The sequence below is a fragment of the Vogesella sp. EB genome (genome assembly GCF_001037925.1).
GTDB classification, from domain to species: domain Bacteria; phylum Pseudomonadota; class Gammaproteobacteria; order Burkholderiales; family Chromobacteriaceae; genus Vogesella; species Vogesella indigofera.
In genome coordinates, this window is the sequence record NZ_LFDT01000043.1 from 1 (window position 1) to 15,364 (window position 15,364).

Sequence of the window (15,364 nt, forward strand, 5' to 3'; positions counted from 1 at the left end):
CTTTTGCCATTTTGCAAAATTCCTAAAATAAAGAACAAACAGTTACAAGGTTGGCCGCATGCGGCCAACCTTGCGCGCCAAATTACTTACGAGCAGTCATCACTGCGTCGGCAACATGCTTAGGAGCTTCAGAGTAGTGCTTGAACTCCATGGAGTAGGTTGCACGACCCTGGGTTGCGGAACGCAGGTCAGTGGAGTAACCGAACATCTCGGCCAGCGGAACTTCGGCCTTGATCTTCTTGCCACCCAGACCATCATCGTCCATACCCTGAACGATACCGCGACGACGGTTCAGGTCACCCATCACGTCACCCATGTACTCTTCCGGAGTCTCCACTTCCACGGCCATCATCGGCTCGAGGATGCAAGGACCGGCACGGCGCATGGCTTCTTTGAAGGCGATGGAACCGGCCAATTCAAAGGCGATCTGCGACGAGTCGACATCGTGGTAGGAACCGAAGGTCAGACGTACGGTTACGTCAACCACCGGGAAGCCGGCCAAGATACCGCTGGACAGGGTGTTCTGGATACCCTTGTCAACCGAAGGGATGAATTCGCGAGGAATCGTACCACCCTTGATTTCGTCGATGAACTTGTAGCCCTGACCTTCGCCGGACGGCTCCAGAGTGATCTGGGCGTGACCGTACTGACCCTTACCGCCGGACTGCTTGACGTGCTTACCGTCAACTTCAGTCACCGTCTTGGTGATGGTTTCACGGTAGGCAACCTGAGGCGCGCCGACGTTGGCTTCAACACCGAATTCGCGCTTCATGCGGTCAACCAGAATTTCCAGGTGCAGTTCACCCATACCGGAGATGATGGTCTGGCCGGATTCTTCGTCGGTGCGAACACGGAACGAAGGATCTTCCTTGGCCAAGCGGTTCAGGGCAACGCCCATCTTCTCTTGGTCAGCCTTGGTTTTTGGCTCGACGGCAACGTGAATCACCGGCTCCGGGAACTCCATGCGTTCCAGAATCAGTGGCGCATCGGTAGCACACAGGGTTTCACCGGTGGTCACTTCCTTCAGACCGATACCAGCAGCGATGTCGCCGGCACGAACTTCGGTGATTTCCTTACGGTCGTTAGCGTGCATCTGCACGATACGGCCCATACGCTCTTTCTTGCCCTTAACCGAGTTAAGAACGGTGTCGCCGGAGTTAACCACGCCGGAGTAGACACGGAAGAACGTCAGCTGACCAACGTACGGGTCGTTCATCAGCTTGAATGCCAGTGCCGAGAACGGAGCAGTGTCGGAAGCTTCGCGGGTCGTCGGGGTACCGTCGTCCAGTTCACCCGGAACCGGTGGCACGTCCAGCGGGCTAGGCAGCAGCTCAACAACCGCGTCCAGCATGCGCTGAACACCCTTGTTCTTGAACGCGGAGCCGCACAGCATCGGCTGGATTTCGCAACGCAGGGTACGCTGACGCAGACCGTGAACGATTTCTTCTTCGGTCAGCGCTTCGCCTTCGAGGTACTTGTTCATGGTGTCTTCGTCGACTTCCGCCGCCGCTTCAACCATCTTCTCGCGCCACTCTTCAGCAACCGCTACCAGATCAGCCGGGATGTCGCCGTATTCGAACTTCATACCCTGGGAGGCCTCATCCCAGATGATGGCTTTCATCTTCAGCAGGTCAACCACACCGGTAAAGCCTTCTTCGGCACCGATAGGCACCACGATAGGCACCGGATTGCCACGCAGACGGGTCTTGACCTGTTCTACGGCACGGAAGAAGTTGGCACCCTGACGGTCCATCTTGTTCACGAAGGCAATGCGTGGCACTTTGTACTTGTTGGCCTGGCGCCATACAGTCTCGGACTGAGGCTGTACACCACCCACGGCGCAGTAAACCATCACCGCACCGTCCAGCACACGCATGGAACGCTCTACCTCAATGGTAAAGTCCACGTGGCCCGGGGTATCAATGATGTTGAAGTGGTGCTCGGGGAACTGGAGAGCCATGCCCTTCCAGTAGGTGGTAGTGGCAGCCGAGGTAATGGTGATACCGCGTTCCTGCTCCTGCTCCATCCAGTCCATGGTGGCGGCGCCATCATGCACTTCACCGATTTTGTGGTTCACACCGGTATAGAACAGAATACGTTCTGTAGTGGTGGTTTTACCCGCATCAATATGCGCCGAGATACCGATGTTACGGTACCGTTCAATAGGAGTTTTTCTAGCCACGGCCAGAATCCTTTCGCAGGATGATTATTAGAAGCGGAAGTGGGAGAATGCTTTGTTGGCTTCAGCCATACGATGCACTTCATCGCGCTTCTTCATGGCGCCGCCGCGGCCTTCAGCCGCATCCATCAGCTCGCCGGCCAGACGCAGGTCCATGGACTTTTCGCCACGCTTGCGTGCAGCATCGCGCAACCAGCGCATGGCCAGAGCCATACGACGGGATGGACGTACTTCAACAGGAACTTGATAGTTTGCACCACCAACGCGACGGCTCTTAACTTCAACAACCGGCTTGGCGTTAGTCAGTGCAGTATTGAATACTTCAAGAGCGTTCTTGCCGCTCTTCTTCTCGATTTGCTCGAGGGCGCCGTAAATGATGCGCTCGGCAACAGACTTCTTGCCGTCGATCATCACAACGTTCATGAACTTGGACAGATCCTGGCTACCAAACTTCGGATCCGGCAGGACATCGCGCTTCGGGACTTCTCTGCGTCTTGGCATTTCAATTCCTTCAATCTATTCAGTTGAGCTTCATGCTCGCGACTACTCAATGGAGCAGCCACTTACTCGACAGCAAATGCTGCCGCTGACGACCCAAGTAACAATTACTTAGGACGCTTGGCACCGTACTTGGAACGAGCCTGCTTACGGTCTTTCACGCCAGCAGTGTCCAGGGAGCCGCGAACGGTGTGGTAACGCACACCTGGCAAGTCTTTTACACGACCGCCACGGATCAGCACGACCGAGTGTTCTTGCAGGTTGTGGCCTTCACCGCCGATGTACGAAATCACTTCGAAACCGTTGGTCAGACGAACCTTGCACACTTTACGCAGAGCGGAGTTCGGCTTCTTAGGGGTAGTAGTGTAAACACGGGTGCACACGCCACGTTTCTGCGGGCAGGCCTCCAGTGCTGGCACCTTGCTCTTCGAAACAACCGGGGCACGGCCTTTACGAACGAGTTGGTTAATGGTTGGCATTACTATCAGTTCCTAATTGAATCTTTCGGCGGCACCATACCACCGAGAAGATCGTGGATTATATTTTGGTCAACTGCCAGCGTCAATAAAATAACGCTGCACACCCAATGTTAACCATTGAATGTGCAGCGTTTTTTGCAAAACCGGCTAATTACAGCTGGTTGTCGCTAACTTCGATCTCGGATTCGAGTGCCGACGATTCGGTCATCGCGTCACCGTTCTCGCTCAGGCGACGACGGTTGCGATGGTAAGCCAGACCGGTACCGGCCGGGATCAGGCGACCAACGATCACGTTTTCCTTCAGGCCGCGCAGATCATCCTTCTTGCCCATGATCGCCGCTTCGGTCAGCACGCGCGTGGTTTCCTGGAACGAGGCCGCAGAGATGAAGGAATCTGTCGACAGCGACGCCTTGGTGATACCCAGCAGTACGTTGTCGTACTGGGCCGGCATCTTGCCATCGGCAATCATGTTGTCGTTGGTTTCCAGCACTTCGGCACGCTCAACCTGCTCGCCGATGATGAAATCGGTATCGCCGTTGTCGGTGATGATCACGCGACGCAGCATCTGGCGAACGATCACCTCGATGTGCTTGTCGTTAATCTTCACGCCCTGCAGACGGTAAACCTCCTGCACTTCCTGGCTGATGTAGCGTGCCAGCGCCTCGATACCCTGCAGACGCAGGATGTCGTGCGGATCCACCGGACCGTCGACAATCACTTCACCGCGGTTCACGACTTGACCGTCGTGCACCAGCACGTGCTTGTCTTTCGGGATCAGACTTTCGTGCGCATAGCCGTCCAGATCGGTGATGATCAGGCGCTGCTTGCCCTTGGTGTCCTTACCGAAGGAAACGGTACCGGTCACCTCGGCCAGCATGCCGGCATCTTTCGGCGAACGGGCTTCGAACAGTTCGGCCACACGCGGCAGACCACCGGTAATGTCACGGGTCTTGGACGATTCCTGCGGAATACGTGCCAGCACTTCACCCTTGCCCACTTCCTGACCGTCGCGCACGGTAATGATCGCGCCAACCTGGAAGGTAATCGATACCGAAGCATCGGAACCGGCCAGTTTCACTTCATTGCCATTGTCGTCCAGCAGTTTCACCAGCGGACGCAGCATCTTCGACTGTGCCGTGGCGCGACGCTTGGAGTCGATCACTACCAGTGTCGACAGACCGGTGACTTCGTCGGTCTGCTTGGCAACGGTGGCACCCTCTTCCACGTTCTCGAACTTCACGCGACCAGCGTACTCGGTGATGATCGGACGGGTGTGCGGGTCCCATGTCGCCAGCACGGCACCGGCCTTGATGGTCAGACCGTCGGTCACCATCAGGGTCGCGCCGTACGGCACCTTGTGACGCTCGCGCTCGCGGCCAACGTCGTCATGGATCACCACTTCGCCGGAACGAGTGATCACGATCAGCTCGCCCTTGCTGTTGGCCACGTAACGCATCTGGCTATTGAAGCGCACGGTACCGTTGGACTTACCTTCCACTTGGCTGGCCGCCGCATTTCGCGACGCCGCACCACCGATGTGGAAGGTACGCATGGTCAGCTGGGTACCCGGTTCACCAATCGACTGGGCAGCGATCACGCCGACTGCTTCACCGGCATTGACGCGCTTGCCGCGTGCCAGGTCACGACCGTAGCACTGTGCGCACAGACCGTAGCGGGTGTCGCAAGTGATGGCGGTACGCACCTTGACTTCGTCGATGCCGAGGCTGTCGATCAGCTCGATCAGGCCTTCGTCGAGCAGGGTGCCGGCTTCGATCACGGTCTCGTTGCTGGACGGATCCACTACATCGGTTGCGGTGACACGACCCAGGATACGGTCGCGCAGCGGCTCGATCACGTCACCGCCCTGTACCACGGCCTTCATCGCGAAACCGTTGCTGGTGCCGCAATCGTCCTCGATCACCACCAGATCCTGGGTTACGTCGACCAGACGACGGGTCAGGTAACCGGAGTTCGCGGTCTTCAGTGCGGTATCGGCCAGACCCTTACGGGCACCGTGCGTCGAAATGAAGTACTGCAGAACCGTCAGGCCTTCGCGGAAGTTGGCGGTAATCGGCGTTTCGATAATCGAGCCGTCCGGTTTCGCCATCAGGCCACGCATACCGGCCAGCTGCTTGATCTGTGCCGCGGAACCCCGGGCACCGGAGTCGGCCATCATGTAAATCGAGTTGAACGATTCCTGATCGACTTCCTTGCCGTCACGGTCGATGGCCTTCTGCGTGGACAGACCGTCCATCATCGCCTTGGCGATCTTGTCGCCGGTGCGACCCCAGATATCGACCACCTTGTTGTAGCGTTCGCCCTGGGTCACCAGACCCTGACGATACTGCTCTTCGATCTCTTTGACTTCCTTGTTGGCTTCGCCCAGCAGTTCGGTCTTCTTCACCGGGATCAGCATGTCATCGACGCAAATCGAGATACCACCACGGGTGGAGTAGGCAAAACCGGTGTACATCAGCTGGTCGGCGAAGATCACGGTGTCGCGGATGCCGCAACGACGGAACGAGCCGTTGATCAGACGCGAGATTTCCTTCTTCTTCAGCGCCTTGTTGATGTACTCGAACGGCAGGCCCTTCGGCAGGATTTCCGACAGGATGGCGCGGCCAACGGTGGTGTCGTAGCGCTTGATCACCGGCTGGAACTCGCCCTGCTCGTCCTTGACCCACTCTTTCAGGCGCACGGTGATACGGGTCGCCAGTTCAACCTGACGCGTCTCGTAAGCACGATGCACTTCGGAAGTGTCGGCGAAGACCATGCCTTCGTTCTTGCCGTTTACCTTGTCGCGGGTCATGTAGTACAGACCCAGCACGATATCCTGCGACGGCACGATGATCGGCTCACCGTTGGCTGGCGACAGCACGTTGTTGGTAGCCAGCATCAGGGTACGGGCTTCCATCTGCGCTTCGATGGACAGCGGCACGTGTACGGCCATCTGGTCACCGTCGAAGTCGGCGTTGAATGCCGCGCAGACCAGCGGATGCAGCTGGATGGCCTTGCCTTCGATCAGCAGCGGTTCGAACGCCTGGATACCGAGACGGTGCAGCGTTGGTGCACGGTTCAGCAGTACCGGATGTTCGCGGATCACGTCTTCCAGGATGTCCCAGACTTCCGGCACTTCCTGCTCGACCAGCTTCTTGGCCGCCTTGATGGTGGAGGCCAGACCCAGCACTTCCAGCTTGTGGAAGATGAAAGGCTTGAACAGTTCCAGCGCCATTTTCTTTGGCAGACCGCACTGGTGCAGACGCAGGGTCGGGCCCACGGTAATCACGGAACGACCGGAGTAGTCGACGCGCTTACCCAGCAAGTTCTGACGGAAACGACCGCCCTTGCCCTTGATCATGTCGGCCAGCGACTTCAGCGGACGCTTGTTGGCACCGGTCATCGCCTTGCCGCGACGGCCGTTGTCCAGCAGCGAGTCAACCGATTCCTGCAGCATGCGCTTCTCGTTGCGCACGATGATGTCCGGCGCACGCAGCTCCAGCAGGCGCTTCAGGCGGTTGTTACGGTTGATGACGCGGCGGTACAGGTCGTTCAGGTCGGAGGTCGCGAAACGGCCACCATCCAGCGGTACCAGCGGGCGCAGCTCCGGCGGCAGCACCGGCAGCACTTCCATGATCATCCATTCCGGCTTCATGCCGGAACGCTGGAACGCTTCCAGCACCTTCAGGCGCTTGGCGATCTTCTTGATCTTGGTGTCGGACGAGGTCGACGACAGTTCGCTGCGCAGGGTCTCGACTTCGGAAGTCAGATCCAGGCGCTTGAGCAGTTCGCGTACCGCTTCGGCACCCATCAGCGCCACGAATTCTTCGCCGTACTCGTCCAGCTTGTCGAGGTAGTCTTCCTCGCTCAGCAGCTGACGTGGCTGCAGGCTGGTCAGGCCAGGCTCGGTCACCACGAATGCTTCGAAGTACAGCACGCGTTCGATGTCGCGCAGGGTCATGTCCAGCACCATGCCCAAGCGGGATGGCAGCGATTTCAGGAACCAGATATGCGCAACCGGCGACGCCAGTTCGATGTGGCCCATGCGCTCGCGACGCACCTTGGACAGGGTGACTTCAACGCCACACTTCTCGCAGATCACGCCGCGATGCTTCAGACGCTTGTACTTGCCGCATAGACATTCGTAATCTTTGACCGGCCCGAAAATACGGGCGCAGAACAGGCCATCACGCTCCGGCTTGAATGTCCGGTAGTTGATGGTTTCCGGTTTCTTGACTTCACCGAACGACCAGGAACGGATCTTGTCCGGGGAGGCGATGCCGATCTTAATCGCATCAAACTCTTCTTCTTGCGTAACTTGCTTAAAGAGATCGAGCAGAGCTTTCATTGCGTCTCCATTCAGGAGGAGCCTGCGGCCAACGTTGGCCGCAGGCAACCTTGCCTAATTAATAACGTTCCAGGTCGATATCCAGGCCCAGCGAGCGGATTTCTTTAACGAGTACGTTAAAGGATTCCGGCATGCCGGCGTCGATCTTGTGTTCGCCCTTGACGATGTTTTCGTAAATCTTGGTACGGCCGGTGACATCGTCCGACTTCACGGTCAGCATTTCCTGCAGCGTGTAAGCCGCGCCGTATGCTTCCAGCGCCCAGACTTCCATCTCACCGAAACGCTGGCCACCGAACTGCGCCTTACCACCCAGCGGCTGCTGGGTTACCAGCGAGTACGGGCCGGTGGAACGGGCGTGCATCTTGTCGTCAACCAGGTGATGCAGCTTCAGGTAGTGCATCACGCCGACCGTCACGCGGCGGTCGAAGGCTTCGCCGGAGCGGCCGTCGAACAGCGTCATCTGCGTCTTGCTGCCGTTGAAGTCCAGGTGCGCGGTGTGCTCGTCTTCATCCGGGTAGGCCAGCTGCAGCATGTGCATGATTTCGGATTCTTTGGCACCGTCAAACACCGGCGTCGCGAACGGCATGCCCTTGCGCAGGTTCTGCGCCAGGGTCAGGATTTCGTCATCCGACATTTCCGCCAGCGATTCCTGCTTGCCGGTATCGTTGTAGATGCGCTCCAGGTAGGCACGCAGCGCGCTGATGCCCTGCTGCTGCTTCAGCATGCGGTCGATGCGCTCACCGATACCCTTCGCTGCCCAGCCGAGGTGCACTTCCAGAATCTGACCGATGTTCATCCGCGACGGAACGCCCAGCGGGTTCAGCACGATGTCGACCGGACGGCCGTCAGCCATGTACGGCATGTCTTCCACCGGCAGGATGCGCGATACCACACCCTTGTTACCGTGACGACCGGCCATCTTGTCACCAGCCTGCAGGCGGCGCTTCACCGCGATGTAGACCTTGACCATCTTCTGCACGCCAGGCGGCAGTTCATCGCCCTGGGTCAGCTTGCGCTTCTTGTCTTCGAACTTGAGGTCGAATTCTTCACGCTTCTGCGCCAGGCTTTCCTTGATCAGTTCCAGCTGCTTGGCGATGTCTTCATCGGCCATGCGGATGTCGAACCATTCGTGCTTGGATGGCAGGCCGTCCAGGTAGGCGACGTCGATCTCGGTGCCCTTGGCCAGACGCTTCGGACCGCCATTGGCGACCTTGCCCAGGATCAGGCGCTCGATACGACTGAAGGCATCGTTTTCGAAAATACGCAGCTGGTCGTTCAGGTCGAGGCGATAGCGCTTCAGTTCGGCATCAATGATGGACTGGGCACGCTTGTCGCGCTCGATGCCTTCGCGGGTGAACACCTGCACGTCGATCACGGTACCGACCATGCCGGTTGGCACGCGCAGCGAGGTGTCTTTCACGTCGGACGCTTTTTCACCGAAGATGGCGCGCAGCAGCTTCTCTTCCGGCGTCAGCTGGGTTTCGCCCTTCGGCGTTACCTTGCCGACCAGCACGTCACCGGCGGTCACTTCGGCGCCGATGTAAACGATGCCGGAGTCGTCGAGGCGGTTGGACATGCGCTCGGACAGGTTCGGGATATCGCGGGAGATTTCTTCCGGCCCCAGCTTGGTGTCACGGGCAACGACCGACAGCTCTTCGATGTGGATCGAGGTGTAGCGGTCGTCGGCAACCACCTTCTCCGAGATCAGGATCGAGTCTTCGAAGTTGTAGCCGTTCCACGGCATGAAGGCGATGGTCATGTTCTGACCCAGTGCCAGCTCGCCCATGTCGGTCGAGGCACCGTCCGCCACCACGTCACCACGGGCAATGTGGTCACCAACGCTGACCACCGGGCGCTGGTTGATGTTGGTGTTCTGGTTGGAACGGGTGAACTTGGTCAGGTTGTAGATATCGACACCGACTTCACCGGCCAGCGCTTCTTCGTCATTGACGCGTACCACGACACGGGTCGCATCGACGTAATCCACCACGCCGCCACGGCGTGCCACCACGGTGGTGCCGGAGTCGGTCGCCACTGCACGTTCGATACCGGTACCGACGAAGGATTTTTCCGGACGCAGGCAAGGCACAGCCTGACGCTGCATGTTGGCACCCATCAAGGCACGGTTCGCGTCATCGTGTTCCAGGAACGGAATCAGCGAGGCCGCCACCGACACCACCTGACCGGTGGCCACGTCCATGTACTGCACGCGATCCGGGGTCGACAGGATGGTTTCGCCTTTTTCACGGCAGGTCACCAGCTCGTCGATCAGGCTGCCGTCATCCGCCAGCTCGGCGTTGGCCTGGGCGATGATGTAGCGACCTTCTTCGATCGCCGACAGGTAGTCGATCTCGTTGGTCACCTTGCCGTCGATCACTTTGCGGTATGGCGTCTCGAGGAAACCGTACTCGTTGGTGCGGGCATACACCGACAGCGAGTTGATCAGACCGATGTTCGGACCTTCCGGCGTTTCGATCGGGCACACGCGGCCATAGTGGGTCGGGTGTACGTCTCGCACTTCGAAGCCGGCGCGTTCGCGGGTCAGACCGCCCGGGCCCAGGGCCGATACGCGGCGCTTGTGGGTCACTTCGGACAGCGGGTTGGTCTGGTCCATGAACTGCGACAGCTGGCTGGAGCCGAAGAATTCCTTGATCGCGGCCGATACCGGCTTGGCATTGATCAGGTCGTGCGGCATCAGGTTGTCGGATTCCGCTTGGTTCAGACGTTCCTTCACCGCGCGCTCGACACGCACCAGACCGGCACGGAACTGGTTCTCGGCCAGTTCGCCGACGGAACGCACACGACGGTTACCCAAGTGATCGATATCGTCCACTTCGCCACGACCGTTGCGCAGCTCGACCAGGATGGCGATTACCGACACGATGTCTTCGGTCGACAGCACGCCGTCCATCACGTCGCGGCGATGCGCGAAGGTGTCGGACAGCATGGTCTTGAACCACTCCGGCGACTTGTCGTCCAGCTTGTACTGGTAAGTGCGGGTGTTGAACTTCATGCGGCCAACACGGGACAGGTCGTAGCTGTCCTCGTTGAAGAACAGGCGCTGGAACAGTTGCTCGACAGCGTCTTCTGTTGGCGGTTCGCCCGGGCGCATCATGCGGTAGATCGCCACGCGCGCCTGCAGCTGGTCGGCGATGTCGTCGCCGCGCAGGGTGTGCGCGATGTAGCCGCCGTGATCCAGGTCGTTGATGAACAGCACGTCGACTTCGGCGACGTCATGGATGTCCATCTTGGCCAGCAGGTCGTCGGTGATTTCTTCGTTGGCGCGCGCGATCACTTCGCCGGTTTCCGGGGCGATCACGTTGCGGGCCAGGATCTTGCCAACCAGCACGTCGAACGGCACTTCGATACGGTCAAGGTTGGCCGCAGCGATGTCACGGATGTGCTTGGCAGTAATGCGCTTGTCTTTGGCGACGATCAGCTTGCCGTCTTCGCCAACGATGTCCAGCTTGGCCACTTCGCCCTTCAGGCGGTCGGCAACCACTTTCTGGAACACGCCGTTCTTGGTCAGGAAGAAGGTGTCGCAGCTGTAGAATTCGGACAGGATGCGCTCGCTGGTATAACCCAGTGCCTTGAGCAGGATCGAAACCGGCATCTTGCGACGACGGTCGATACGGAAGAACAGCTGGTCCTTGGCGTCGAACTCGAAGTCCAGCCAGGAGCCGCGGTAAGGAATCACGCGGGCGGAGAACAGCAGTTTGCCGGAAGAGTGGGTCTTGCCGCGATCGTGCTCGAAGAACACGCCTGGCGAACGGTGCAGCTGGGAAACGATGACGCGCTCGGTACCGTTGATGATGAACGAGCCGTTCGAGGTCATCAGCGGGATTTCACCCATGTAGACTTCGTTCTCGCGCACTTCCTTCACCACCGGCTTGGAAGATTCGCGATCGAGAATGGTCAAACGGATTCGTGCACGCAGGGGCGATGCGAAGGTAATGCCGCGCAGCTGACATTCCTGAACGTCAAACGGTGGCTCACCCAGGACATAGTGTACAAAGTCGAGGCGGGCAAAACCGTTGTGACTTACGATCGGGAAAATCGACTTGAATGCAGCCTGCAGGCCCGCATCCTTACGCTGATCGTACGGCACACCCAACTGGAGGAACTCAGTGTACGAATCAATCTGCGTTGCCAACAGGAATGGGACGTCGAGAACGGTTTTACGCTTCGCAAAGCTTTTACGAATACGTTTTTTCTCAGTAAACGAATAACTCATAGAGTCTCCATTGTGGGGGGTGGCGCAAGAAACCAAACGTCAGCAGCCACAAAACTTGAATGCTGACCTTTAGCGACTTGTTAGAGCATTACAAGCGCAACAAGGCTGGCGGATTTCTCCACCAGCCTCACTAATCTTCCCTAGGGAAGATTATTTTACTTCAGCCTTGGCACCAGCTTCGATCAGCTGCTTGGCAACGTCGTCAGCTTCAGCTTTGGACACGCCTTCTTTAACAGCTTTAGGAGCGCCGTCTACCAGATCTTTGGCTTCTTTCAGGCCCAGACCGGTGATTGCACGAACAACCTTGATCACGTTAACTTTGCTTTCGCCAGCAGCAGTCAGGATCACGTCGAATTCGGTTTGCTCTTCAGCAGCAGCAGCGCCAGCGCCAGCAGGACCGGCAACAGCAACAGCAGCGGCGGAAACGCCGAACTTCTCTTCGAACGCCTTAACCAGGTCGTTCAGTTCCATAACAGTCAGACCAGCAACTGCGTCGAGGATATCTTCTTTGGTGATAGCCATTTGTAAAACTCCTGAATACGGTATGAATCGAATAAATTAAGCGGCTTCGGTTTGCTTTTGCTCGGCCAGAGCGGCCAGAGCGCGGGCGAAACCAGATACCGGAGCCTGCATAACGTAGAGCAGCTTGGACAGCAGCTCTTCGCGGCTCGGGATAGAAGCCAGTTCGGCTACTTCGGCAGCACTCAGTACTTTGCCGTTGTAGGAACCTGCCTTGACAACGATCTTGCTGTCGTCTTTGGCAAATTGTTGCAGCACCTTGGCAGCAGCTACCGGATCAGCAGATACAGCGTAAACCAGCGGGCCAACCATTTGGTCAGCCAGTGCTTCAAACGATGTACCAGCAACGGCGCGACGTACCAGAGTGTTCTTCAGAACACGCAGGTACACGCCGTTCTCACGCGCTTTGGCGCGGAGTTTGGTCATGCTACTAACCTCGATGCCCCGATATTCAGCGATAACGAGAGTCTGTGCATCTGCCAGTTGGGCAGATACCGCAGCTACAACCGCCTTTTTATCTTCAATATTGAGACTCAAGGTCCACCTCCTAGACTGAAATGAAGCAGGATATTCTGCTTCGCTTTGCAGCGGCGACCTAATCAGGAGACATAACAAACGGATGGTGCTCATGGGCGGAATTGAACCGCCGACCTCTCCCTTACCAAGGGAGTGCTCTACCCCTGAGCTACATGAGCCAAATACGTTGAAAGCCTTCTAAGGGTTCACCATCTGCGTAGGCTACTCTTGCGAGCATTAAGTCAATCGACACCTACGGTCTTTGACAATCTGGCAGGCAAAGCCTGCCAGCCCAAAGCCTTTGTGAAACTGCTAGACCAGCGAATTAAACGCCAGTGGTTGCAGTGTCAACGCGCACACCAACACCCATGGTGCTGGATACGGCAATTTTCTTCAGGTATACGCCTTTGGATGCAGCTGGCTTGGCTTTAACCAAAGCGTCAACCAGAGCAACAAAGTTTTCACGCAGGGCTTCCACTTCGAACGAAGCACGGCCCAGAGTGGCGTGAATGATACCAGCCTTGTCGGTACGGTATTGAACCTGACCGGCCTTGGCGTTTTTCACGGCTTCGGCAACGTTAGGGGTAACGGTACCAACCTTCGGGTTAGGCATCAGGCCACGTGGACCCAGGATCTGACCCAGTTGACCGACAACGCGCATTGCATCCGGGGAAGCAATCACAACGTCGAAGTCCAGGTTACCGGCCTTGACTTGCTCAGCCAGGTCTTCGAAACCAACCACTTCTGCACCGGCAGCCTTGGCGGCTTCAGCGTTTGCACCTTGTGCAAACACGGCAACGCGTACCGACTTGCCGGTACCACGTGGCAGCACTACCGAACCACGCACAACCTGGTCGGATTTACGTGGATCCACGCCCAGATTCACGGCAACGTCGATGGACTCATCGAATTTTGCAGTAGCAGCGCCCTTAACCAGAGCGATGGCTTCTTCAACGGCGTACAGCTTGTTACGATCAACCTGAGCCTTCAGGGCTTGAACGCGCTTGGACAGTTTTGCCATGTTACACACCCTCCACTTCCAGACCCATGGAGCGGGCGGAACCAGCAATAGTACGAACTGCAGCGTCAAGATCAGCAGCAGTCAGGTCTGGCTGCTTGGCTTTGGCGATGTCTTCCAGTTGTGCGCGGGTCACTTTGCCGACTTTGTCAGCGTGAGCCTTGGCACTACCCTTCTGAATACCAGCTGCTTTTTTCAGCAGAATGGTAGCAGGAGGCGTCTTCATCACGAAGGTGAAGGATTTGTCTGCGTAAGCAGTGATCACCACCGGAATCGGCAGACCTGGCTCGACGCCTTGAGTCTGGGCGTTGAACGCCTTGCAGAATTCCATGATGTTCAGACCGCGCTGACCCAGCGCAGGACCGATAGGAGGCGATGGGTTGGCTTTACCAGCTGGCACTTGCAGCTTGATGTAGCCGATGATTTTCTTTGCCACGATGTAGACTCCGTGTATGGGTCAAGCGCGGATTAACCGCTCCCCAAGTGAAAGGAGCAAGATTATACCTGCCCCACAAAAAAACAACAACTTAAAGTTTTTCGACCTGACTGAACTCGAGCTCAACCGGGGTATCACGACCGAAAATCTGCACAGAAACGCGCAGCCTGTTACGCTCGTAATTGACCTCATCGACCGTGCCGTTGAAGTCATTGAATGGACCTTCGTTCACGCGAACGCGCTCGCCCACCTCGAACAGCACCTTAGGCTTGGGCTTTTCCACCCCTTCCTGCATCTGCTGCATGATGGACTCGACTTCTTTCACCGAAATCGGCGCCGGACGGTTGGCGGTACCACCCACAAAACCGGTCACCTTCGGTGTACTCTTCACCAGATGCCAGGTTTCATCGGTCATTTCCATCTCGACCAGCACGTAACCAGGGAAGAACTTGCGCTCGGTAATGGAGCGGCGACCATTTTTGATGTCGACCACCTCTTCAACCGGCACCAGCACCTGGCCAAACAAATCCTGCAAACCGTCGCGCTCGATGCGCTCACGCAGCGCCTTTTGCACACTCTTCTCGAAACCAGAGTACGCGTGCACGACATACCAACGCTTTGCCATGATTAACCTCTATTAAGCAATACGTCGTAGAACAGCCACGACAGGGAGGAGTCGACCAGCCACATGAACAAGGACAGCACCAACACGAAGACGAAAACCATCAGCGTCATCTGGGTTGCTTCTTTTCTTGTCGGCCACACCACCTTTTTAGCCTCGACCAGCGACTCTTGCGCATAGAGCACAAACTGCTTGCCTGGCGACGACAGCCAGACAACGCCGGCCGCAATCGCAATCGAGACGACAAAAAGCAGTGCGCGCAGCACACCCTGGTCTGCCGGCAACAGGTAAAAACCAACCACCCCTGCCACCAACACCAGAATCGCCGCAACCAGCTTCAGTCTATCTTGCATTTCCATCTGTCGTTTCCACCATTTACATGCGTCAAAAAGACTAACCGGCGCATAAGCGCCGGTTAGTCTTAATTGGCAGGCCAGGAGGGTCTCGAACCCCCAACCCTCGGTTTTGGAGACCGATACTCTACCAATTGAGCTACTGGCCTAAAACCTATTTATCAA

General features: G+C 57.4%; 11 protein-coding genes and 2 tRNA genes. All 13 read right to left on the reverse strand.

Annotation, left to right across the window (positions count from 1 at the left end; genetic code table 11):
* Nucleotides 1-82: 82 nt before the first annotated feature.
* Nucleotides 83-2,182, reverse strand: a complete 2,100-nt coding sequence (gene fusA, locus ACG97_RS15925; RefSeq protein WP_047968367.1) for an elongation factor G — start codon at nucleotides 2,180-2,182, stop codon at nucleotides 83-85.
* Between the two features lie 27 nt (nucleotides 2,183-2,209).
* Nucleotides 2,210-2,680 carry a 30S ribosomal protein S7 gene (gene rpsG / locus ACG97_RS15930; protein ID WP_047968368.1) on the reverse strand — a complete coding sequence of 157 codons (471 nt, stop codon included), beginning with the start codon at nucleotides 2,678-2,680 and terminating at the stop codon, nucleotides 2,210-2,212.
* Between the two features lie 104 nt (nucleotides 2,681-2,784).
* Nucleotides 2,785-3,156, reverse strand: coding sequence for a 30S ribosomal protein S12 (rpsL, locus tag ACG97_RS15935; protein WP_047968369.1), 372 nt, complete (start codon nucleotides 3,154-3,156; stop codon nucleotides 2,785-2,787).
* Between the two features lie 151 nt (nucleotides 3,157-3,307).
* On the reverse strand, nucleotides 3,308-7,501 hold the full coding sequence (gene rpoC / locus ACG97_RS15940; protein ID WP_047968370.1) for a DNA-directed RNA polymerase subunit beta': 4,194 nt from the start codon (nucleotides 7,499-7,501) through the stop codon (nucleotides 3,308-3,310).
* 58 nt (nucleotides 7,502-7,559) lie between these two features.
* Entirely contained in the window at nucleotides 7,560-11,735 is a 4,176-nt protein-coding gene (rpoB, locus tag ACG97_RS15945) for a DNA-directed RNA polymerase subunit beta (protein ID WP_047968371.1), read from the reverse strand.
* Nucleotides 11,736-11,885: 150 nt separating this feature from the next.
* Nucleotides 11,886-12,257 carry a 50S ribosomal protein L7/L12 gene (rplL, locus tag ACG97_RS15950; protein ID WP_047968372.1) on the reverse strand — a complete coding sequence of 124 codons (372 nt, stop codon included), beginning with the start codon at nucleotides 12,255-12,257 and terminating at the stop codon, nucleotides 11,886-11,888.
* Between the two features lie 36 nt (nucleotides 12,258-12,293).
* On the reverse strand, nucleotides 12,294-12,791 hold the full coding sequence (gene rplJ / locus ACG97_RS15955) for a 50S ribosomal protein L10 (RefSeq protein WP_047968373.1): 498 nt from the start codon (nucleotides 12,789-12,791) through the stop codon (nucleotides 12,294-12,296).
* 83 nt (nucleotides 12,792-12,874) lie between these two features.
* A tRNA-Thr gene (locus ACG97_RS15960) sits at nucleotides 12,875-12,949 on the reverse strand.
* Between the two features lie 146 nt (nucleotides 12,950-13,095).
* Nucleotides 13,096-13,791, reverse strand: a complete 696-nt coding sequence (gene rplA / locus ACG97_RS15965) for a 50S ribosomal protein L1 (protein WP_047968374.1) — start codon at nucleotides 13,789-13,791, stop codon at nucleotides 13,096-13,098.
* A 1-nt stretch (nucleotide 13,792) separates the two neighbouring features.
* Nucleotides 13,793-14,224, reverse strand: coding sequence for a 50S ribosomal protein L11 (gene rplK / locus ACG97_RS15970; protein WP_047968375.1), 432 nt, complete (start codon nucleotides 14,222-14,224; stop codon nucleotides 13,793-13,795).
* 91 nt (nucleotides 14,225-14,315) lie between these two features.
* A complete protein-coding gene (nusG, locus tag ACG97_RS15975; protein WP_047968376.1) occupies nucleotides 14,316-14,849 on the reverse strand; it encodes a transcription termination/antitermination protein NusG in 534 nt (177 codons plus the stop codon).
* A gap of 2 nt (nucleotides 14,850-14,851) precedes the next feature.
* Nucleotides 14,852-15,205, reverse strand: a complete 354-nt coding sequence (gene secE, locus ACG97_RS15980) for a preprotein translocase subunit SecE (protein ID WP_082133841.1) — start codon at nucleotides 15,203-15,205, stop codon at nucleotides 14,852-14,854.
* Nucleotides 15,206-15,272: 67 nt separating this feature from the next.
* Nucleotides 15,273-15,348, reverse strand: a tRNA-Trp gene (locus tag ACG97_RS15985).
* Between the last annotated feature and the right edge of the window lie 16 nt (nucleotides 15,349-15,364).

Excerpts from the sequence above, each read along its gene's own strand:
- rpsG (WP_047968368.1), bottom strand. The coding sequence starts at position 2,680 with ATGCCAAGACGCAGAGAAGTCCCGAAGCGCGATGTCCTGCCGGATCCG.
- rpsL (WP_047968369.1), bottom strand. The coding sequence starts at position 3,156 with ATGCCAACCATTAACCAACTCGTTCGTAAAGGCCGTGCCCCGGTTGTT.
- rpoC (WP_047968370.1), bottom strand. The coding sequence starts at position 7,501 with ATGAAAGCTCTGCTCGATCTCTTTAAGCAAGTTACGCAAGAAGAAGAG.
- rpoB (WP_047968371.1), bottom strand. The coding sequence starts at position 11,735 with ATGAGTTATTCGTTTACTGAGAAAAAACGTATTCGTAAAAGCTTTGCG.
- rplL (WP_047968372.1), bottom strand. The coding sequence starts at position 12,257 with ATGGCTATCACCAAAGAAGATATCCTCGACGCAGTTGCTGGTCTGACT.
- rplA (WP_047968374.1), bottom strand. The coding sequence starts at position 13,791 with ATGGCAAAACTGTCCAAGCGCGTTCAAGCCCTGAAGGCTCAGGTTGAT.
- nusG (WP_047968376.1), bottom strand. The coding sequence starts at position 14,849 with ATGGCAAAGCGTTGGTATGTCGTGCACGCGTACTCTGGTTTCGAGAAG.
- secE (WP_082133841.1), bottom strand. The coding sequence starts at position 15,205 with ATGGAAATGCAAGATAGACTGAAGCTGGTTGCGGCGATTCTGGTGTTG.